Genomic DNA, 21,163 nt, shown 5'->3' with positions numbered 1-21,163 from the left:
TTGCTGCTAGCTGTGCGCCGTTCCAATGGGCACTCCACGGACCCTGTGGGAGCGAGCCTGCTCGCGAAGGCGGTTCAAGGTTCGACATGGATATTGGCTGGGCCGCCTATTCGCGAGCAGGCTCGCTCCCACAGGGGGGTGTTTCAGTGAATGAAAGGGCAATCAACATGGCAACGTGCGGCGAAGTACTGGTCAGGCTGTTGGAAAATTACGGGGTCGAGCAGGTGTTCGGCATTCCCGGTGTGCATACCGTTGAGCTGTACCGAGGCCTCGCCCGCTCAAGCATCAACCACGTCACGCCTCGCCATGAGCAGGGCGCCGGCTTCATGGCTGACGGCTACGCGCGCACCAGCGGCAAACCCGGTGTGTGCTTTATCATCACCGGCCCGGGCATGACCAATATCACCACCGCCATGGGCCAGGCTTACGCCGATTCGATTCCGATGCTGGTGATCTCCAGCGTGCAATCGCGCCGTCAGTTGGGCGGTGGCCGCGGCAAGTTGCATGAGCTGCCGAACCAGAGCGCACTGGTCGGCGGCGTCGCAGCGTTCTCGCATACGCTGATGTCTGCCGCCGAATTGCCGATGGTGCTGGCCCGTGCGTTTGCCTTGTTCCAGGCCGGGCGACCACGACCGGTGCATATCGAAATTCCGTTGGACGTGCTGGTGGAAGAGGCCGATGAATTGCTCACCAGCGTGCCGGTGAATATCGATCGCGCCGGCGCCGCACCGGCTGCCGTGAACCGCATGAGCGAACTGCTCGCCAGCGCGCAACGGCCGCTGATTCTCGCCGGCGGCGGTGCTATCGACGCGGCGCCGGAGCTGACGCGCATCGCCGAATGGCTCGATGCTCCGGTGGCGCTGACCATCAATGCCAAAGGCATGCTGCCGTCGGACCATCCGCTGTTGATCGGTTCGACACAAAGCCTGGTCGCCACTCGCGCACTGGTTGCCGAAGCCGACGTGGTGCTGGCGATCGGCACCGAGCTGGCCGAGACCGATTACGACGTGACCTTCGCTGGCGGCTTCGAAATTCCCGGCAAGCTGCTGCGCATCGACATCGATGCCGATCAGACCGTGCGCAACTACCCACCGCACGTCGCACTGGTCGCTGATTCGCGCCACGCCGCGCAAGCCTTGCTCAGCACGCTGACGAAGAAGCCGCTGGCCGAGCGCCGCGACGATTGGGGTCAGGCTCGGGCTGCGCGCTTGCGTGATGAGCTGGCCGCGAGCTGGGATGCGCCGACCCTGGCGCAGACGCGTTTGCTCGAAACCGTATTGCAAGAATTGCCCGAGGCGGTGTTTGTCGGGGACTCCACGCAACCGGTGTACACCGGCAACCTCACTTTCAACCCCAAACGCCCACGGCGCTGGTTCAACGCCTCCACCGGTTACGGCACCCTCGGCTATGCGTTGCCGGCGGCGATAGGGGCGTGGCTCGGTGGACAACTCGATAGCGGCGCGCGCCCGCCGGTGGTGTGCCTGATCGGCGACGGCGGCTTGCAATTCACCCTGCCGGAACTGGCCAGCGCCGTTGAAGCGCGGGTGCCGGTGATCGTGTTGCTGTGGAATAACCAGGGTTACGAGGAGATCAAAAAGTACATGGTCAACCGCGCCATCGAACCGGTCGGCGTGGACATCTACGCGCCGGACTTCGTCGCCGTAGCCAAGGGCCTCGGTTGCGCCGCGCAAGCCATCAGCAGCGTCGACGAACTGCGTGCAGCGCTGCGCAAGGCGACGGACCGGCAAGGCCCGACGCTGATTGAAATCGACCAGAACCAGTGGATGCAGGCGGTGGCCCTATGAACAGTTTTCCAACCACACTCGATGGCCTTTACATCAACGGCCAATGGTCGGCCGGGCGCGAACATCTGCGGGTGATCAACCCCGCTACGGAGGCGTTGCTGACCACGGTCAATGGCGGCGACGAGCAGGCCGTCGATCAAGCGATCAGCGCGGCGACCGAGGCGTTCAAACACTGGTCGCAGACCACCGGCACCGAGCGCGCTGCGATCCTGCGCAACATTGCCAATGGCGTGCGCAAGGGTCGCGAGCATTTGATGAACCTGCAATCGAGCAACAACGGCAAACCGCAGTTCGAAGCGGCGATCGATGTCGATGACGTGATCGCCACGTTCGAGTATTACGCCGAGCTTGCCGAAGGTCTCGACGCGAAACAGGACAGCCATGTGCCGCTGCCCAGCGCGGATTTCAGCGCGCGCCTGCGTCGTGAGCCGTGCGGCGTGGTCGGGCTGATCGTGCCGTGGAATTTCCCCATGGTCACCACCGCATGGAAACTCGCACCAGCGCTGGCCGCCGGTTGCTGCGTGGTATTGAAACCCTCGGAGGTGACGCCGCTGCCGGAGCTGGAACTGGCGGCGATCATCGCTGCATCCGGGTTACCCAACGGCGTGTTCAGTCTGGTCTGCGGCACGGGTCTGGCGGTGGGTGCGCCATTGTCGGCGGATCCACGTATCGCCAAGATCTCCTTCACCGGCAGCAACGCGGTTGGCGTGCAGGTGATGCAACGCGCTGCCGAAACCGTGAAGGGAGTCAGCCTGGAGCTCGGTGGCAAATCGTCGTTGCTGGTGCTGGCGGATGCCGATCTGCAGCTGGCGGTGGAACTGGCCTGTGGCGGAGCGTTCTTCAACGCCGGGCAGATGTGTTCGGCCACCAGTCGGGTGCTGGTCGCCGAGGAGTTGATGGATGAATTTCTTCAGCGCCTGCAAAAACGTGCAGAGGCGATTCGAGTCGCCGATCCATTCGACCCGGCCGTGGAAATGGGCGCGCTGGTCAATCAGGCGCAATACCAGCGGGTGCTCGGGCATATTGATCGTGGCCTGAGTGCGGGAGCGCGTTTGCTCTGTGGCGGCAATCGCCCGGCGGATTTGCCGCGCGGCTATTTTCTGCAACCGACGGTGTTCTCTGATGTACCGCTGGATAGCGCGTTATGGCGCGAGGAGATTTTCGGGCCGGTGGTCTGTGTGCGCAGTTTCGCCAGCGAAGCCGAAGCGATTGCCTTGGCCAACGATACGCAGTTCGGGCTGGTGGCGAGTGTAGTGACGCGCGATGCCGCCGCGGCGGATCGCGTGGCCAATGGGTTGCAGGCGGGGCTGGTGTGGATCAATGCACCGCAAGTGATCTTCCCGCAGGCGGCGTGGGGCGGTTACAAGCAGAGCAGCGTTGGACGCGAGTTGGGGCCTTGGGGGTTGGCGGCGTTTCAGGAGATCAAGCATGTGATCCGCGCCGTCTGATCATAGGTATGTAGCGCTTGGACTGACCCCTTCGCGAGCTGGCTCGCTCCCACATTGGAATGCATTTCCCTGTGGGAGCGAGCCTGCTCGCGAAAGCGCCATAAGTCCCACTTCAGATTCCGGATCAGACAGAAAGCCGCAACCGCGCCAGATCCCGCAACGGCGGCGCGCCAAACAAGCGGCTGTACTCGCGGCTGAATTGCGACGGGCTCTCATAGCCCACGCGATACCCCGCCGCCGACGCTTCCAGCCCTTCGGTCAACATCAGGCGCCGCGCCTCTTGCAGGCGCAGCTGTTTCTGATACTGCAACGGACTCATCGCGGTCATCGCCTTGAAACGATGATGCAGCGTCGACACGCTGAGGTTCACTTCCCTCGCCAGATCATCGATGCGCAGCGGCTGTTCGAAGTTGCTGTTGAGCCATTTGATCGCCTGGCTGATGCGGTGGCTCTGGCTGTTGGCAATCGCAATCTCATACAAGCGATGGCCCTGCGGGCTGCGCAGCAGGCGATACAGGATCTCCCGGCGAATCAGCGGCGCGAGCATGGCGATGTCTTTCGGCGCGTCGAGCAGTCGCGCCAGACGCAGCACCGCGTCGAGCATGGCGCTGTCGATTTTTTCCACGTACAGACCACGGCCGGTCGGCCGCGTCGGCACGCCCATCGGGCCGGCGTCGGCGATCAGCGCGGTGATTTCGGTCGGATCAATGTCGAGGCGCACGGCGAGGATCGGTTCTTCCGGCGAGACATTGACCACGCGCCCGCTGAGCGGCATCGAAACCGACACCACCAGGTAATTCAGCGGGTCGTAGTTGAAGAACTCGTCGGCCAGGCGCACCTCTTTACGCCCCTGCGCCATGATGCACAGCGCCGGCTGCGCAAGCACCGGGGCAAAATCATGGGATTGGGTGTGGCGTGACATCACCAGTGAGCCGATAGCGGTCTGGTAGCTGCCATCGTCGCTGGTGTTGCGGCGGATGATCGCCGCCAGCTCCGCGCGCTGCTTTTCCATGTCGGCGCTGGGTTCGGCTTGAAAACGATCGAATGACGTCATGCACGGCATCCTCGGCAAGTGAGGGGGAATGCAACAGAGCATATGTTTGTGCAAGCCGCGGCGGTAGACACATTCTGCCAAATGCTTGCCTGATTCTGCCGGAGCCATTTCCGCGTCAGCCGACATACAACCCTGTAGGAGCTGCCGAAGGCTGCGATCCGTTGATCTTCAAGGCAAAAGCAAAAGATCGCAGCCTTCGGCAGCTCCTACACAAAACGCGTATGACACACCTGTTGCGCAGGTTTACAGGTTGTTACAGGTCGTCTGCGCAGTCTCGCAGGATTGTGCAACGCGAAGGCAGGAATCGACTAACGGCGCTGCCGGCCCGACCCTTAATCTTTGCTTCAGTCGCAGCCCGTCCCCCGGCTGCCACGCGATTTCATGGAGGGTTGATCATGTCCAAGCAGATGCCTGTCAGTCATATGGCCTTCGTTCGTGCCCAGGCCGGGCGCTCGGCGGAACTCGGCGTGCGCCTGAGCGCTTTGATCGAGGTCTCGCGCGCTTCGCCCGGTTGCCTGAGTTTCTCGTTGCAACAATCGCAGTGCGACGCCGACCTGTGGCTGGTCAGCGGCTACTGGAGCAGCCAGCAGATGATGACTGCGTATTTCAACAGTGCGTCGATGGAAGTCTTCGCCGAGCTGGTCCAGGACCTGGTGGTCAACAGCCTCGACTTCCACACGTTCAGGGACGTTTCCGCCGCGCAGGCCCTCGGTCAATGCGCTGCGCCGATACACAAACTCGCCGGTTGAGGGTTTAATGTCCGGCTTAATTGATTGAGCCAGGATCCGCGACATGGCACGTAAAGAGTTTGAACGCTTCGAAGCAGTCTCCGCAGTCGTCCCCGTCGAGCTTGGCGGCAACAAGGGTTATTACGCGGCGATCGCGGTCAAGGCCCTGGTCGATGGCGGCGCACCGCGCTTTCACAAATTGCTGAACGAGCAGGTGTTTCCCGGCGCCATCGCTGCCGATGAAGCGGCGATCACCGAGCTGGATAAACTCCAGGGCGTCACTGATGACGCCGAGCTGGTCTGGTAGTTATTTCTGCGCCCCCGGGCGCCACATTTTGAACAGTGCTTCAGGCCCGAGCTGGAAATAATCCGCCGGCCCGCCGCCGCGCAGAATCGGCTGTGCGGCGGCGGTGTCGTAGATGCCATCCTTGAGCAGCCATTTGGCGATGTGTACGGCAACCACTTCGCCGAGAATCAGCCAGCTCGGCACGGTTTCACCATCGGCGCGTTGCAACTGGATGATCTGCGTGACCTTGCACTCGAAGGACACCGGGCTTTCGGCGACCCGTGGTACCGAAATCACTTTTGACGCTACGGTCGTCAGCCCCGCCAATTCAAACTCGTTGACCTCAGGCGCGACCATCGCGCAGCTCTGGTTCATCTGCTCGGCCAACGGGCGGGTGGCGAGGTTCCAGACGAACTCACCGGTCTGCTCGATGTTGTTCAGACTGTCTTTGCGCCCGACGCTGGAAAAACCAATGATCGGCGGCACGTAATTGAACGCGTTGAAAAAACTGTAAGGCGCGAGATTGAGCCGGCCTTCGGCATCCTGCGAGGAGATCCAGCCGATGGGGCGCGGGCCGACGATGGCGTTGAACGGATCGTGAGGCAGGCCGTGGCCGTTGGCGGGTTCGTAGAAGTGGATGTCATCGGGCATGGGGAGCGGATTCCTGAGCTGCATTCGAATGCAGTCATAGTGCAAGGCCCCAGCGCATATTTCCACCCGGATGCAAGGCCCCGTAGGAGCTGCCGAAGGCTGCAATCTTTTGATTTTGTCTTTTTCAGGATCAAGATCAAAAGATCGCAGCCTTCGGCAGCTCCTACGGGTTCGGGGCAGGACACGGATTTTGTGTCCTGCCAGCGATGTAGCCCGATCAGTCAGTGACGATCCGCGAGTGCTTCTGGGTGTCTTTCATGGTGATGTACACCAGCAGCGACACGGCGATGCACGCGGTGACGTACCAGTAGTAACCGGTTTCCATGCCGATGCTCTTGAACCACAGCGCGATGTATTCGGCGGTGCCGCCGAAGATCGACACGGTCAGTGCGTACGGCAGGCCGACGCCAAGGGCGCGGATTTCAGTGGGGAACAATTCGGCTTTGACCACCGCGTTGATCGAGGTGTAGCCGCTGACGATGATCAGTGCCGCCATGATCAGGAAGAACGCGCCCCACCAGGTCTGGATGGTGTGCAGGGTCATCAGGATCGGCACGGTGAAGATCGTACCCAGCACGCCGAACGCGATCAGGATCGGACGCCGGCCGATCTTGTCCGACAGGCCACCGATGATCGGTTGCAGGCACATGAACAGGAACAGCGTGGCGGCGGAAATGGTGGTCGAGTCGGAGATGCTCATGCCGACCGTGTTCACCAGGTATTTCTGCATGTAGGTGGTGTAGGTGTAGAACGCCAGGGTGCCGCCCATGGTCAGGCCGACCACGGTCAACAGCTCTTTCGGGTGGCGCATCAAGGTGCGCATGGCGCTTTCCCTGGATTTTTCTTTTTTCGTGAACGACTCGGTTTCTTCCATGCCGCGACGCAGGTACAGCGCCACCACTGCGCAGAGCGCGCCGATGGCGAACGGGATGCGCCAGCCCCACGCGTACAGCTGCTCGGTGGTCAGCATGTTCTGCAGCACGATCAGCACGCCGAGGGCGATGAGCTGGCCGGAGATCAGCGTTACGTACTGGAAGCTGGAGAAGAAGCCGCGACGTTCCTTGGTCGCCATCTCGGACAGATAAGTCGCCGAGGTGCCGTACTCGCCGCCGACCGACAGGCCTTGCAGCAGGCGGGCAAACACCAGCAGGATCGGCGCGCCGATGCCGATGGTTTCATAGTTCGGGCTCAGGGCGATCAGCAGCGAGCCGAAGCACATCAGGTACACCGAGGCCATCAGCGCTTTCTTGCGCCCGACCTTGTCGGCATACATGCCCATCAGCCAGCCACCGATCGGCCGCATCAAGAAGCCCACGGCGAAGATCGCTGCGGTGTTCATCAGCTGTGCGGTGGTGGAGCCGGCGGGGAAGAAGGTCTTGGCGAAGTACAGGGAGAAGGCGGCATACACATACCAGTCGTACCACTCGACCATGTTGCCGACAGAGCCGCTGAAGATCGATTTGATCCGGCTGGCGGTGGTTCTCGGTTTGGCCGGCACGGCAGCCGACCCAAGGGGCTGGGCGTTGGAGTTATCCATTGAAGGATCCTTCATTTAATTGTTTTTGTGGAGCGCGTCGGAACGCAGCCTGCTGGGGCTATAGCAGGAGCTGTGCCAAGGGGTGAGGGGCCGGTTTAGAGGGGGTAGAGGGAATGGGTGAGCGGATTTGTGCCGACTGATTGGGCTGCGTGAGCGGATTTCCGCTTATCGGCGTGAAGATCAAAAGCCCCTCACCCTAGCCCTCTCCCAGGGGGAGAGGGGACTGACCGTGGTGTATGTTCGAGGTGCATCGACCTGAATTATCGAGGTGAATTCAGGTTTGAAAAGCATGAAGATCGGCTCCCTTTCCCCCTCGCCCCCTTGGGGGAGAGGGTTGGGGTGAGGGGGACGGATCTCAGCCACACAAACAATCACTCCGCCAAGAACATCTCCCGACTCAACCCATGCCGCTGCATCTTTTCATTGAACGTGCGGCGCGGCAGTTGCAGTTCTTCGAGCACGGCTTTCACATCACCTTTGTGCCGGGTCAATGCTGCGCGCAGGCACTGCGCTTCGAAGGCTTCCTGCTGCGCCGCCAGCGATTGCCCCGGATCGATTCCGGCGACCGGTTCATCCAGCCCCAACACCTGACGCTCGGCAACGTTGGCCAGTTCACGCACGTTGCCCGGCCAGTCATGGCTGAGCAGATGACTCAATTGCGCACCCGTCAACGGTGGAAAGGTCCGGCCCAGACGCTGGGCGGCGTTATGGGCGAAGGTTTCGAACAGCAACGGAATGTCTTCGCGGCGATCACGCAGCGGCGGCAAGCGCAGTTCGGCGACGTTCAACCGGTAAGCCAGGTCTTCGCGAAAACGCCCGGCGCGGGCTTCGTCGAGCAGGTCCGGTTTGGTCGCCGCAACAATACGCAGATCAACGCGAATGCTCTGATTCGAGCCCAGCCGTTCAAGCTTTTGCTCCTGCAACACGCGCAGCAATTTCACCTGCTGGGCCAGCGGCATGCTTTCGATCTCGTCGAGAAACAGCGTGCCGCCATCGGCGTATTCCAGTTTGCCGATGCGCTTGCCGGACGCGCCGGTGAATGCGCCGCTCTCATGGCCGAACAGCTCGGCTTCGAACAGTTGCTCCGGGATCGCCGCGCAGTTCAGCGCCACGAAGGGTTTGCCGGCGCGCGGGCCGAAATCATGCAGGCAACGCGCGACCAGTTCCTTGCCGCTGCCGGTTTCGCCACGGATCAACACATTGACCGGCAAGGTCGCCAGATCCAGCACTTGCCGACGCAATGTCTGCAAGCCACGGGATACGCCCAGCAACGTCGCATCCAGCTTCGCGCGGTTGTCGGCCAGTTCGTGCAGGGCGCGGTTTTCCAGGACCAGACGGCGCTTGTCCAGCGCCCGGCGCAAGCTGCCGAGCAGCGTTTCGGGGCTGAACGGTTTTTCCAGAAAGTCGTAGGCGCCGTCGCGCATCGCTTCCACCGCCATCGGCACGTCGCCATGGCCAGTAAGCAGAATCACCGGCAGTTCGGCGTCGCACTTTTGCACGGCAGCGAGCAATTGCAAACCGTCCATGCCGGGCATGCGCACGTCGCTGAGGATCACCCCGGCAAAATGTTCGGGCAGCGCGGCGAGGCATTCTTCGGCACGGCTGAACAGTTGCACCTGGAACCCTGACAGGCTCAGCCATTGTTCGACGGCGCTGCGAATGCTGCTTTCGTCGTCGACCACCATCACCGAATTGAGCATCAGATGTGTGCCTCCAGATCGATTGGCAGGGTCAGGCTGAACACCGCGCCGTTATCGCCATTTTCGGCGCTCAAACGGCCGCCGGATTCATGCACGATGGCGAAGGATACTGCCAGCCCGAGGCCCAGGCCGTCACCCACCGGTTTGGTGGTAAAGAACGGATCGAACACCTGGCCCAGATACTCTTCGGCGATGCCGCCGCCATTGTCGCTGACGCTGAGCCGCCACAGTTGTTCATCGGCCTCCAGGCGGATTTCCAGACGCTTGCAGGCTTTGCCTTGCATGGCGTCCAAGGCATTGCGCAACAGGTTGATCAGCACTTGTTCCAGGCGAATCGCATCACCGCGCACCCACGCCGGGCGGGCCAGATGTAGCACCAGACTGACCTGCTCGTCTCGCAGGCGCGCATCGAGCAATTGCAGCGACTGATCGACCACAGTCGCCAGGTCCAGTCGCTCACGCAAGCCGCTCGGGCTTTTGCGGGCGAACGTCTTGAGGTGGCCGGTGAGGGCGGCCATGCGCGTAAGCATGTCGTCCACCGGTTTCAGCGCCTTGTACGCGTCATCGACGCGACCATGTTCGAGCAGCAGGCGCAGGGTCGCCAGTTGCATGCGCTGGGCGGTCAGCGGTTGATTGATTTCGTGGGCCAGCGCGGCGGACATCTGCCCCAGCGCGGCGAGTTTGGCCGACTGCACCAGACCTTCCTGAGCCGTGCGCAGGTCGCGGGTGCGCTCCTCGACCAGACGCTCGAGTTCTTCGCGATTGCGCTGGCGGACTTTGGCCAGCCGCCAGCGCTGGTTGAGAAACAGCAACAGAAACACCAGCGCCAGCCACACCCCGGCCGCGGCCAGGGCGGCGTTGCGCAAATCCTCGAAGGCCACTTGCGGGCGGCGCAGCAGGTGCAGGGTCCAGCCCTCGGTCGTTAGCGGCAGCGATTCCCACAGATAATCCGCCGTGCCCTGCGGGCCTTCGACCCGGCGCAGATCGCTGTTGTCATCGAAACGCCGTAGCGGCAAATGGGTCAGCGGTACCAGCGATTGCTTGTCGTACTGGCGGGTGGTTTTGATCTCGGCCAGATCGCTGGCGCTCAACGGCCGCAAGGCGCGATAACGCCACCCCGGCTGATTGGCGATGAAGATGATCCCGCGCGCATCACTGACCAGCAGCGTGTCGCTGCCTTGGCTCCATTCGCGCTCCAGCTCGGGAAATTCCAGCTTGACCACCATGGCGCCGAGGAACTCGCCGTTGTCCCCGAGCACCGCACTGGAGAGGAAATAACCGGGAATGCCGCTGGTCACGCCCACCGCGTAAAAACGTCCGGTGCCATGGGTGCGCGTCTGGCTGAAGTAGGGGCGAAAGCCGTAATTGTGACCGACGTAACTGCTGGGCAAGCGCCAGTTGCTGGCGGCCACGGCCAGACCGCTGCGATCGAGCAGTTCAAGGGTCGAGGATTGCGCCGCGCCGTTGATTTTTTCCAGCTTCAGATTCAGTGCGGTCTGCTGCGCCGCATCGACAGGGCCGGCGAGTGCCGAACGCAATTGCGGGTCCAGCGCCAGCACGGCGGGGAGGGCGCGGTAGCGATCGATCAGCGTGTGTAATGAGTTGGCGTAAAGGCCCAGTTGCTGATTGGCGCGGGCGGCGTCTTCTTCCAGCGCCTGACGTTCGGCGTGGCGCATGGCGAGCGTCGCGGCCACGACCGTGCCGGCGATGATCAGCAGGGAATACAACGACAGACGCAGGGTACGAGAAGTCGGCAACATGCTGGGCTAACGGATGGTAGGAAGGGGGGGGCACGATAGCATGCAGATCGCGTTTCGCTACGTGATCGCACGTCAACGGCTATCCGTTGAGTCTTGCCTGTGTGTTCTTGAGATGGCCGATAGTGACATCGGTGGCCCTGCGAATGCTTTGCAGTGTATCGCCCGGTGCAGTGCCAAAGAACTTGCTCAGCAATCTGTATGTATGGATGGAGGTACGCCCCGCGTCATCGAACGCCTGAGCGATTTCGTCGACGTTTTTGTTCAGTACATCAATCATCCCGTTAATGAACGTTTGCGCTCTCTCCACTTTCTCGGGACTGAGCGGGGCGCCTGCGCCGGCTATCTCATGCAGGATTTCGAACGTGCCTGCCAGAGTACTGAAGGCGGCGCTGGCTTCGCTGGCAGCCGAAGGTGCGGCGTATTTCGCTGCAACACCGGCGCCCGCCGTCGCGACTTCCTTGGCGCCTTTCAGCCAGCCAGCCTGGTTCAGCGTTATGATGCCTCTGCCGATGGCCCTGAATTTGTTGAGCGCATAATGACCGTAGTTGCTGCTCTTGTATTCGGACCGACCCACAATTCGGCCCGGATCAAGCTTGCCCGCCTTGAATTTGACTGACGCGCTGAAGCTCATGCTGTCTGCGACGTAATCCACTCCCACGCTGACGGCTTTTTTTGCCAGCACGCCGAGAAACACTCCGAACGCAACACCGACCGGGCCGGTCACGCTGCCCAGCGCTGCCATCGTTGCGCCGATTCCGATGCCCGCCGCGTAACTGACGGCCTGCCCGCCGACATGTGCCGCGGTTCTAAGGGCCGCGGACTTCCCGTGTTCTGCTGCCGAGCGGTGGTTATCAATTTGCTGATCGGCTTCCTGAGCCCTTCTGGAGGTGAGCTTGAGAATATCAAAATGCCGATCGATGGCTTTTGATAACCGCATATTCGCTTGGTACTGTCGCTGTTGTGAGGCGCTCGCTGCTTTCCTGGCATCCCGTTCTTCGGGCCTTTCTCTGCGAATGGCATCTTCGAGGGCTTGGCCGTCCTGATCGGAGAAAGTGATAGGGTTATTTGCAACGAACGAATACAGATTCAACCCATCCACATCCCCCGCCGGATCGGCACTAATCCAACGTTGCAACCACGGTGCGTAATAACGTGCACCGTAGTAGTACAAACCGCTGACATCCATCTCCTTGCCGGAGTAACGGATAAAGCGGTAAGCGATTTCCGATTCCGGCGCCATCCACGCGGTTTCGCCGAACGGGTAGTAGCCTTCTTCGCTGGTGACCGCAGCGTTTTCATCCAGCTCCATCACACAAGAGCCGAGATGGTCTTCAAGGGTGTAACGCAGTTGGGTCTTGTCGGCCGGCCCCTCTTGCACCCAGTGCAGACAACGCGCATTGCCGACGCTGATGATGTGCAATTCTTCGCCGTTGTCTCTGGTGCGGATTTCCAGGCCGGGCAGATAGCGCACCTGATGGAAGTGATTGGCACCGGGAGCGAAGGTTTCGTGACGCTTGAACACCCGCACGCCTTGGCTGTATCGGTAGTGTTCAGCGTCGTTGGCGCTGTCTTTGCGCAGGACCAGATCGATGTGTTCCAGCTCGTCGCGGCTGTTCCAGTGCAATGACGGACCGTGGTGCAGCCTGCGTTGATTGCCGTGCGGGTCGAACCAGGTGCCGAAGTCCGGCGGCTCGTCGCCTGTTTGCCAGCGCACACCGCGATTGCTTTTGTCGTCTATGCACAGCGTTCGGGTGCGACTATTGCCGTCGCGCTGATGACGCAGTTCGGTCAGGTTGCCAGCGTCGTCGTAGCTATACGTCTGGATGTAATTGAGGCGGTTTCGTTCGTCAGGTGGTTGCGGCAGGCCGGGGATGTCAGGGGGCAGGACGTCGTCATGGCCGGTGGCGTGGATCAAGCGGTACAAGGAGTCGTAGCTGAATTCACGGTGCCCGTCGACCCGCTGGTTGGCGAACCAGGTGGGCTCGAAGGCGTGGTCTTCGATGCGAATGATATTGCCGACGCGGTCGTAGAAGTAGGCGAGATCCTGCAATCTGGGCTGACCGGGTTTCTGACTGATCCGCGCGCGCAGGCGTCCGTCCGCCGGGTCGTACGTCCACTGGCTCAGGACACCGTTGCCGGCCAGTTGCGAGATGATCTGATCGTTGGCGTTGTACTGCGCATCCTGCAACACCTGCGTGACTTTGGTCTCGACCTCCAGCTCCACTTTTTTGAGCTGCCCGGCGAGCCCGTAACGAGATGCTCTACGGTGTCCGCCGCCGTCGATCTGTTCCAGCACAGCGCCCAGTGGGCTGAAGACCTGATGGCTGACAAACTCTGCTTGATCATGAAAAGTGCGCTTTTCCACCAGTGGCTGCCCGGTGAGGGCATAACTGCTGATGTCCAGTGAACCTGAAGGATCTGTCTGTCGAATCAACTGCCCGCGCAGGTTGTGGCTGGCATCGGCGGAACTCTCGCCATAGCTGAAACTGTCGATCTGAGGGTCACCGTCTTCCTTGAGCGTTGTCACGCGTAACTGCGTATCGAAGGTCGACTTCCAGTGGTGACCGCACTCGTCCCAGCGTCGCCGCGGCTCGCCGGCCAGCCCTGGCAACACCAGGCGCCAGCCGCTATCGACGCTGTCAGTGAATAGCGCATCGCCATTGAGCGAGTAGACAGTGGTGGCGTTTGCGATGGGCAGACGCGGATCCCGCTGCGCGACCAGGCGCCCGGCCACATCGTGTTCGTGAGAGGTGACGAGGGGGATCGATGAATCATCCGCCGGGGTACGCAAGTAAGCGACCTGCCGGATCGGCAGGCCGCGGCCGTCGATGACCGTCAACGCAGGAGTGTGCGAATGGACGGTATGGTATTTCATTGGGGGGCGTAGACATGTCTGATGAATGGTTCAACAGCAGCGTTGAATCTCGCCTTCAATCTCGCTCCCAACCCGGATTTCGGTTGAGCTTGTGAGCGCAAAAAACGGCTGTCTGTGGTCAGGTCTTCTTTGTAAAACTTCATGAAGGTCTGGGTGCTTTCGATATATCCCTGGATCGCACGGGTCTGCTCTCGCAAGGTCTCGAGGCGAATGGTCTTGGCACCCCTTAAGCGGTTCTGATGAGGTAGCACGTCAGCCGAATTGACTGTGTTTTGTCCCAGGCGTCTGAAGGCTTTCTCAATATCGGCCATTCGCGAAGTGAGGGCTTGTTGCCAGTCGGCGAGCATGGTTTCGATTTTTTCAATCTTGGCCGGATCCAGACCATTTTTTATGTCCTCCACTTCCTGCACCCGCGAACCCAGGTTAAGTGATGCACCCACGCCTGGAACATATGATCCGACGCCGCGGCTCATCAAGAGGGAGGACGCATCGGCCGGCGTAAAACTCGAAGAGCTCTCCGTGATACCGACCTTTTGATCAATGGCGTCGACGCTCATCGCCGAAGTTTGTGGAATCAATGGGGCTGTCATGTTTGCAAAGGACGTGAACTTGCTGACGAACGACTCGGCAATATCGCCGCCGATGTGCGCGGAAACGATCCCGACCAGGTATTCGACGGCTTCGGGCATACCGACGGTAAGAGATGAACCTACGAATTTGCTGCCGTAAAAACCGGCGAAGAAGCCGGCAGTGCCTATGATTATTTCTGCAACGCCGCTCTTCACCAAGTCGCCCGCGTATTTTCCGCCTGCAATTTTCTGCATCTTGTCTTGCGTCATAGCGGCGTGATTACCGAGCTCTGTTACGAAGTTCGAGAAATTGACAATGTCGAATTTCTCTTGGCTGTTGCCATGCACATCCACAAAAGTTAATGGGTTATTCCCGACGAATCCGTACAGATTCAACCCATCCACTTCCCCCGCCGGATCCGCACTGACCCAACGTTGCAACCACGGTGCGTAATAACGTGCACCGTAGTAGTACAAACCGCTGACATCCATCTCCTTGCCGGAGTAACGGATAAAGCGGTAAGCGATTTCCGATTCCGGCGCCATCCACGCGGTTTCGCCGAACGGGTAGTAGCCTTCTTCGCTCGTGACCGCAGCGTTTTCATCCAGCTCCATCACACAAGAACCGAGATGGTCTTCAAGGGTGTAACGCAGTTGAGTGTTGGCGGCAGGTGGATTGCTTACCCAGTGCAGGCAGCGCGCGTTACCGACGCTGATGATGTGCAGTTCTTCGCCGTTGTCTTTGCTGCGGATTTCCAGGCCGGGCAGGTAGCGCACCTGATGGAAGTGATTGGCACCGGGAGCGAAGGTGTCGTGACGCTTGAACACCCGCACGCCTTGGCTGTATCGGTAGTGTTCAGCGTCGTTGGCGCTGTCTTTGCGCAGGACCAGATCGATATGTTCCAGCTCGTCGCGGCTGTTCCAGTGCAATGACGGACCGTGGTGCAGCCTGCGTTGATTGCCGTGCGGGTCGAACCAGGTGCCGAAGTCCGGCGGCTCGTCGCCTGTTTGCCAGCGCACACCGCGATTGCTTTTGTCGTCTATGCACAGCGTTCGGGTGCGACTATTGCCGTCGCGCTGATGACGCAGTTCGGTCAGGTTGCCAGCGTCGTCGTAGCTATACGTCTGGATGTAATTGAGGCGGTTTCGTTCGTCAGGTGGTTGCGGCAGGCCGGGGATGTCAGGGGGCAGGACGTCGTCATGGCCGGTGGCGTGGATCAAGCGGTACAAGGAGTCGTAGCTGAATTCACGGTGCCCGTCGACCCGCTGGTTGGCGAACCAGGTGGGCTCGAAGGCGTGGTCTTCGATGCGAATGATATTGCCGACGCGGTCGTAGAAGTAGGCGAGATCCTGCAATCTGGGCTGACCGGGTTTCTGACTGATCCGCGCGCGCAGGCGTCCGTCCGCCGGGTCGTACGTCCACTGGCTCAGGACACCGTTGCCGGCCAGTTGCGAGATGATCTGATCGTTGGCGTTGTACTGCGCATCCTGCAACACCTGCGTGACTTTGGTCTCGACCTCCAGCTCCACTTTTTTGAGCTGCCCGGCGAGCCCGTAACGAGATGCTCTACGGTGTCCGCCGCCGTCGATCTGTTCCAGCACAGCGCCCAGTGGGCTGAAGACCTGATGGCTGACAAACTCTGCTTGATCATGAAAAGTGCGCTTTTCCACCAGTGGCTGCCCGGTGAGGGCATAACTGCTGATGTCCAGTGAACCTGAAGGATCTGTCTGTCGAATCAACTGCCCGCGCAGGTTGTGGCTGGCATCGGCGGAACTCTCGCCATAGCTGAAACTGTCGATCTGAGGGTCACCGTCTTCCTTGAGCGTTGTCACGCGTAACTGCGTATCGAAGGTCGATTGCCAGTGATGGCCGCGCGCGTCCCAACGCTGCTCTGGCTCACCGGCCAGCCCCGGCAATATCAGGCGCCATCCGCCATCGACACTGTCAGTGAATAGCACATCGCCGTTCAGTGCGTAGACGGTGGTGGCGTTGGCAACCGGCAAGCGCGGGTCGTGCTGTGCCACGAGACGCCCGGCCACATCGTGCTCTTGAGAGGTGACGATAGCGCGCGCTGTGGCATCTGCGGCAGAGCGCAAATAAGCGACCTGACGAATCGGCAGGCCTCGGCCGTCAATCACCGCGAGGGCTGGCGTGCGCCAATGCAGGGGCGCGGTCATGCGCCCGACTCGCTCGAAGCCACCACCTCTTCGGCCGTGTCGTTGAAGTCCTCGCTGATGGTGAACCAGGGATGACAAGTCGTTCTGGCAAAGTCGTCTTTGGCGTTGATCAGCTTGATCAGACGCCCCAGCGCGTCATAAAAAAGCTGGTCAAACAGTCCGAGCTTGCGCGCTGATTGATTGACGTACCGGTGCGTATTGACGAAAAACGGCCGGTACTGGCGTATTGGCAGACCCTTGTTGTTGTATTCGACACGTTCGCTGATACGCCAGCGCCTCTGCGCCATTTGCTCGCCCTCTTCGATGAGCAGCTCACCGTTTTCGTCTACGGTGTAGGCCAGCCCCGGGTCAACCTCTTGCAGGGTTTGCAGGATACGACCGAAGCCGTCGACGCAGGTTTTGACTATCTGTATCTGCAGGTCGGGGTCGTCGGGGTAGTGGTCAGCACTGAGCACCACGGTGTGTACGGGTTCGCGATAAGCAGCTTCGATAGCCTTGAGCAACAGTTGATCGTCGGGCGTCAGGTCTCTGCCTTTGGCCAGGCGCCGCCGTGCGCTGGCGCGTATGTGTCCGCCGGGCAACAGGTCGCCTTGCCTGATCGATTGGGTTTGCAGGGTGGAGGCGGGGATCTGGCCCATCCAGCTGAACAGGTTCTTGTGCAGGGTGCGCGCTGCTTTTTGTACGGTTAGATATGGATTCGCGATGGCGTATTCCGCACTGGTGTCCGGTAACGTCCAGCCGATCAACTCATGGAATCCGGCGTCTTCACCGTTTTCCGTGCCGTAGAAGCTGGTGACCAGCGGCTGACCTGACGGTTCGTAGATGACTTCTTCGATATTGTCGTTGGCGTCGATGAGTCGCTTGGGTTTGAGTGCGTGGTAATCGAACTCCGCCACGCGAGTAGTACAACCGTCGGGCAACTCCATGCGAATGATCGCCAGGTAGTGTTGATCGTACTCGGCTTTGGTCACGCCATGGCTTTGCGTTTCGCTGAACTCAAGTACTTTGTAGAACGCCTGAAGGTTGCCATACCGCGCAAAGTTGAACCGCGCTGACCAGAGGATTTTTTCTGCGCTTGGCACTGCCTCGAACATCGGCTGCATCTCTTCGTAGCCAATCTCCCTCAGGGCTTTAGCGATTTCGAACTCCGGCACAATGCTGTAAGCGTCCAGCGCGGTCTTGTCCAATAGCGCGAGCTCGAGGGAATGTCTCAAGGCTTCGAAACCGGCGACGCCGTCGCCCAGTTCCTGACCGCCAGTGTCCACATAGCGCTGCACGGATTGCGACGTCAGGACCCGTTCGGCATTCCATTGCGGTGAATCCTGATGCGCTCGCAGCGTTTCGAAAGACACCTGAGCGGGGTTAAGCCCTATGGGCAAGGTACCTTTGGGCAATTTCAACGCATTGCTCCGTTCCTGATAAGGCAGACCCAATCGCCACTGCTGCGGCCCGGTCAGGTTGATCAGGCGCGCACGGGTTTCACTGAGGTAAAACCATTGCTGCGCGTCGTCATGGGCGTCGCACCACCATTGATTCCGGTGGTCCTCGGCGAAGGGCGGCGGACTGTCAGCCGTCAGCCGTCGCGCGTAGCTCACCGACAGTGCATGGGTCACGGCAGCATAAGCGTCCCAGCGCAGAGTCACATCGTGGCGGCACAGCGGGTCGTCGATAAATCCGTCGTATTGGTAACTGATGTTTTCCACCTGCAGCGGCAGCAGAACGGCCGCGGCATATTGCCCCTGCGGCTGCACTTCGCGCACCAGATAGCGTGACTCTTGTACCGAGTACAGTTGGGGATCGCCGGGTGCCGAGGCGTCGGCCTGGAAGGCATAGGTTTCCGTGCGGGCGACCGAGCCGACCAATGCCTGGGCGATCCGATAGCGACTGTCGGAATCCTCCGGGGTGATGGGTTCGTCGACTTCACCTTTGGGGTGGTAACGACTGAACAGCGTTTCGCCCAACGGACAGGCGCCCTCGTCCGCGCTGAAATAATCCTCGCGCGAGCGATTCATGTCTCGCCCGTTGTTGAACCAGGTACAGCTGCGCACCGGCGCGCTGAAGCCGGGTTCTGAAGGCACGGTGGCCATTTCGCAATCAAGTTGCTGCAAGTAGCCGAAACCGCGGAATTCGCGTTCTTCGCTGTCGTAGAACCCTTCGCGCCAATCGAATAGCTGGGTCAACAGGACGTTGGTGATCTCGTCGTGTTGCTGTTGCTTTTTCACCACGGTCACCGGGAACGGCAAATGACACACCGGGGCACGATCCAGTGTCAGAAGACGGGCCTTTTCATCCAGCCATTCCTGTGCCGAGCTGCGATAAGTCACGCTGGAACTGCAGCCCATATTGTTATTGCTGGCGGCCAACAGATAGGGCTTGGTGGCAACGAAATCGTAGCGCCAATGCCTCGGTTTCATGTGCGGCACCGTCAGAATCAGGCTGGCGCAACCGAGTCCCTGCAGGTCGGCAAAGCTGACCTGGCACAAGCGGTCATAACGCACCCCTTCCGGCCAAGGCACGCTGACAGGTATTTGCTCCAGACCGTTGCCGCCACGGTTCAGATAGATTTCGAACACATCGGATTTCAGATAGATCAACGCCGGTGCGCCGGAACCATCGAGGTCGGCGAGACGCACGCGCGAGGCGTCGAATTCTTCATAGGTCAAAGGCAGATCGCTGATCTTGCGCCCTTTGCCGAATTTGCCATGACCCAGATTCGGCCAGCAGCGGACCTCGTCATGGCGGATGCGACACAGCTCCGGCATGTCGCTGCCGAGCAGGTTGCCCAGCAGCACCAGTTCTGTGGGCGAGTTGCTGAAGACCGGCAAACGGTCGTCATCGTAGGCATGGGGGATTTCTTCAGCCGCCGCGAAGCCCTTTTTCCGCAGGCTGGCATACAGACGCACACGGTTGGTGCTGATGGTGGCGGCTGACATCAAGCCGTCACCGGAAAAGTCCCCCATGATCAATGCCAGGTCCTGATGTTCCCTGGGGAACTTGTCGAATGCGGTAAACAGCTCGAATTGGCGCTGTGCATTCAGCGCATGAAACCCGCAATAACCCAGCCGTGCAGTGATCAGATCCAGGCGTCCGTCGCCGGTCAGGTCGAGCAGTTGCGCCACCGAACGGTTGCGGTCCGTGAGCGGAATGTTCTCCAGCAAGGCCCATGGGCCGTAACCGATCCGGTCGGTGCCGGGTTCTGTGCGTAACGGTTCACGGTAATACCAGGCGTTGTCGTAGCGGCAGAGGAAGCCCGGAACACCCTCGCCATACAGATCGACGCATTGGTAGAACCCATTGTCATCGACGCCGGGCTGGGTTTGGTTTTCCAGCAGACGCGCAGGCGTTTTATTGATCTCGAAGGGCACGTATTCGAACTCCACCGGCGGTGAATGCTCGACATTGCCTTCTGCGTCGAAGGCCTGATAGTGCGCAGCGGTGATCTGGCTGTAAGCCCACTGTGCGATGTTCTGGATCGGCCGGTATTCCAGCAGCAATCGACGTGCAAGCTTCGCTTCTTTGGCCAGACCCTCGGGAAAGTGATGAAACATCAGCACCTGCTGGCAAAGCCTGCGTGTGCCCAGTTCAAAACCCTGACCATAGGTGGAAAACCGGTCCTGTCGCAACTGCCAGGGGGTCGCTTCATCGTAGGTCGGGATCTGGGTCAGGGAGTTGCTGCGTTCGCCGTAATCGAACAGCAGTTGAAAATGCCAACGCAGATCCGTCGGCCGTTCGAAGTCCCAGCTATAGAGGCGGTCGCTCGCCGTGGCATTGCCGTGACATACCCGGCGCAGATAACGCTGGGCTCGGTAGTCGTGAGTCGGGTCGTGTTCGTCGGGGTGATCGTCGGGCTTGTACTCGTAGCAGATGTGTTCGCCCTGGGCGTTCATGCTTTCGCACAGCAGCCAGTTGCTGATACGCAACGGGTCGTCGGGGTCGGCGCGGCGTGATGCGGCGGTTTTGCCGTAGACATGCAATGTGCCATCGGCGCCGTGCACCAGCCAGAAGGGCGCGCCACCGTCAGCCGGATGCCAGCATTCGCGCAGGGAAAAATCACTTTCGATCCGCGCCCGGTAAGACACCACCGTGTGCTCCGGAATGGGCCGGTCGCAGTATGTGGTTTCGCTGCGTGACTTCAGGTTGCCATCGTCATCCAGCTCGGGCATCCACACTTCGCCGTCATGGCCGACGATTTCGTCGTGCTCGGTGTAGCGCGGTACGCCCTTGTTGGTACGTCGGCTGATCTGGCTCAGCCCAGCCAGATTCCAGCCAAGGCCAAACGTACTGTTACCGCTCTGGCTGCTGAATGACAGGAGCATGTGCGGGTCATAGCCACGGCCAGCGGTCGGGATCGGCAGTTCAACCCCGGCTGTGCCCGTCGGACCCACCGCGCTCCAGCTCTTGCCGACCGTCGCGATCGATGAGCTCTTGGCGATGGCCGGGGCGGTGATGCTCAGGTCTTGATCGGGCATGTCGATTCCATTCGCGCAAAGGGCCTTTCATGGAATGACGCTAACAAAAATACTCGGAAGATGGACCTGTCAGATCTGACAGGTGCGCAAGATCATTTTCTGT

The 21,163-nt window shown here is 60.5% G+C and carries 12 protein-coding genes; 4 read left to right on the top strand and 8 right to left on the bottom strand.

All coding sequences use genetic code 11. The annotated features are described in order from the left end of the window. Positions 1 to 167: 167 nt before the first annotated feature. Positions 168 to 1,805 carry a 5-guanidino-2-oxopentanoate decarboxylase gene (locus J2Y90_RS26225; RefSeq protein ID WP_253504911.1) on the top strand — a complete coding sequence of 546 codons (1,638 nt, stop codon included), beginning with the start codon at positions 168 to 170 and terminating at the stop codon, positions 1,803 to 1,805. Continuing rightward, on the top strand, positions 1,802 to 3,253 hold the full coding sequence (locus tag J2Y90_RS26220) for an aldehyde dehydrogenase family protein (protein ID WP_253504908.1): 1,452 nt from the start codon (positions 1,802 to 1,804) through the stop codon (positions 3,251 to 3,253). Before J2Y90_RS26225 ends, J2Y90_RS26220 begins: the two co-directional genes overlap by 4 nt. Before the next feature lie 124 nt (positions 3,254 to 3,377). Here J2Y90_RS26220 and J2Y90_RS26215 read toward each other — a convergent pair whose 3' ends face one another. Continuing rightward, positions 3,378 to 4,307 carry an AraC family transcriptional regulator gene (locus J2Y90_RS26215; protein WP_253504905.1) on the bottom strand — a complete coding sequence of 310 codons (930 nt, stop codon included), beginning with the start codon at positions 4,305 to 4,307 and terminating at the stop codon, positions 3,378 to 3,380. Positions 4,308 to 4,702: 395 nt separating this feature from the next. Between J2Y90_RS26215 and J2Y90_RS26210 the strand changes: the two genes are divergently transcribed. Both J2Y90_RS26210 and J2Y90_RS26205 read left to right on the top strand, forming a co-directional pair. Continuing rightward, positions 4,703 to 5,056, top strand: a complete 354-nt coding sequence (locus tag J2Y90_RS26210; RefSeq protein ID WP_253504903.1) for a putative quinol monooxygenase — start codon at positions 4,703 to 4,705, stop codon at positions 5,054 to 5,056. Between the two features lie 43 nt (positions 5,057 to 5,099). Next, positions 5,100 to 5,342: a hypothetical protein gene (locus J2Y90_RS26205; protein ID WP_253504900.1), complete on the top strand. Its 243-nt coding sequence runs from the start codon at positions 5,100 to 5,102 to the stop codon at positions 5,340 to 5,342. Here the strand turns inward: J2Y90_RS26205 and J2Y90_RS26200 are convergent, their stop codons facing one another. From J2Y90_RS26200 to J2Y90_RS26170, 7 genes are all read right to left on the bottom strand, one after another. Further along, entirely contained in the window at positions 5,343 to 5,972 is a 630-nt protein-coding gene (locus J2Y90_RS26200; protein WP_071173402.1) for a flavin reductase family protein, read from the bottom strand. Between the two features lie 217 nt (positions 5,973 to 6,189). Continuing rightward, positions 6,190 to 7,509, bottom strand: coding sequence for an MFS transporter (locus tag J2Y90_RS26195; protein WP_253504897.1), 1,320 nt, complete (start codon positions 7,507 to 7,509; stop codon positions 6,190 to 6,192). Between the two features lie 371 nt (positions 7,510 to 7,880). Beyond that, positions 7,881 to 9,209 (bottom strand): sigma-54-dependent transcriptional regulator, encoded by a 1,329-nt coding sequence (locus J2Y90_RS26190; protein WP_253504895.1) that lies wholly within the window; start codon positions 9,207 to 9,209, stop codon positions 7,881 to 7,883. Further along, on the bottom strand, positions 9,209 to 10,969 hold the full coding sequence (locus J2Y90_RS26185; protein WP_253504892.1) for a sensor histidine kinase: 1,761 nt from the start codon (positions 10,967 to 10,969) through the stop codon (positions 9,209 to 9,211). Before J2Y90_RS26185 ends, J2Y90_RS26190 begins: the two co-directional genes overlap by 1 nt. A gap of 79 nt (positions 10,970 to 11,048) precedes the next feature. Further along, positions 11,049 to 13,844, bottom strand: a complete 2,796-nt coding sequence (locus J2Y90_RS26180; RefSeq protein ID WP_253504889.1) for an RHS repeat domain-containing protein — start codon at positions 13,842 to 13,844, stop codon at positions 11,049 to 11,051. Then, a complete protein-coding gene (locus J2Y90_RS26175; protein WP_253504884.1) occupies positions 13,841 to 16,591 on the bottom strand; it encodes an RHS repeat domain-containing protein in 2,751 nt (916 codons plus the stop codon). The genes J2Y90_RS26180 and J2Y90_RS26175 overlap by 4 nt, the downstream gene beginning before the upstream one ends. Then, a complete protein-coding gene (locus J2Y90_RS26170; protein ID WP_253504881.1) occupies positions 16,588 to 21,060 on the bottom strand; it encodes a SpvB/TcaC N-terminal domain-containing protein in 4,473 nt (1,490 codons plus the stop codon). Before J2Y90_RS26170 ends, J2Y90_RS26175 begins: the two co-directional genes overlap by 4 nt. Between the last annotated feature and the right edge of the window lie 103 nt (positions 21,061 to 21,163).

Origin of the sequence: Pseudomonas koreensis, assembly GCF_024169245.1 — a bacterium.
Taxonomy (GTDB): Bacteria; Pseudomonadota; Gammaproteobacteria; order Pseudomonadales; family Pseudomonadaceae; genus Aquipseudomonas; species Aquipseudomonas koreensis_F.
The sequence above is the reverse complement of the archived record's forward strand: the minus strand, read 5'-3'. Positions and strand labels throughout refer to the sequence as shown.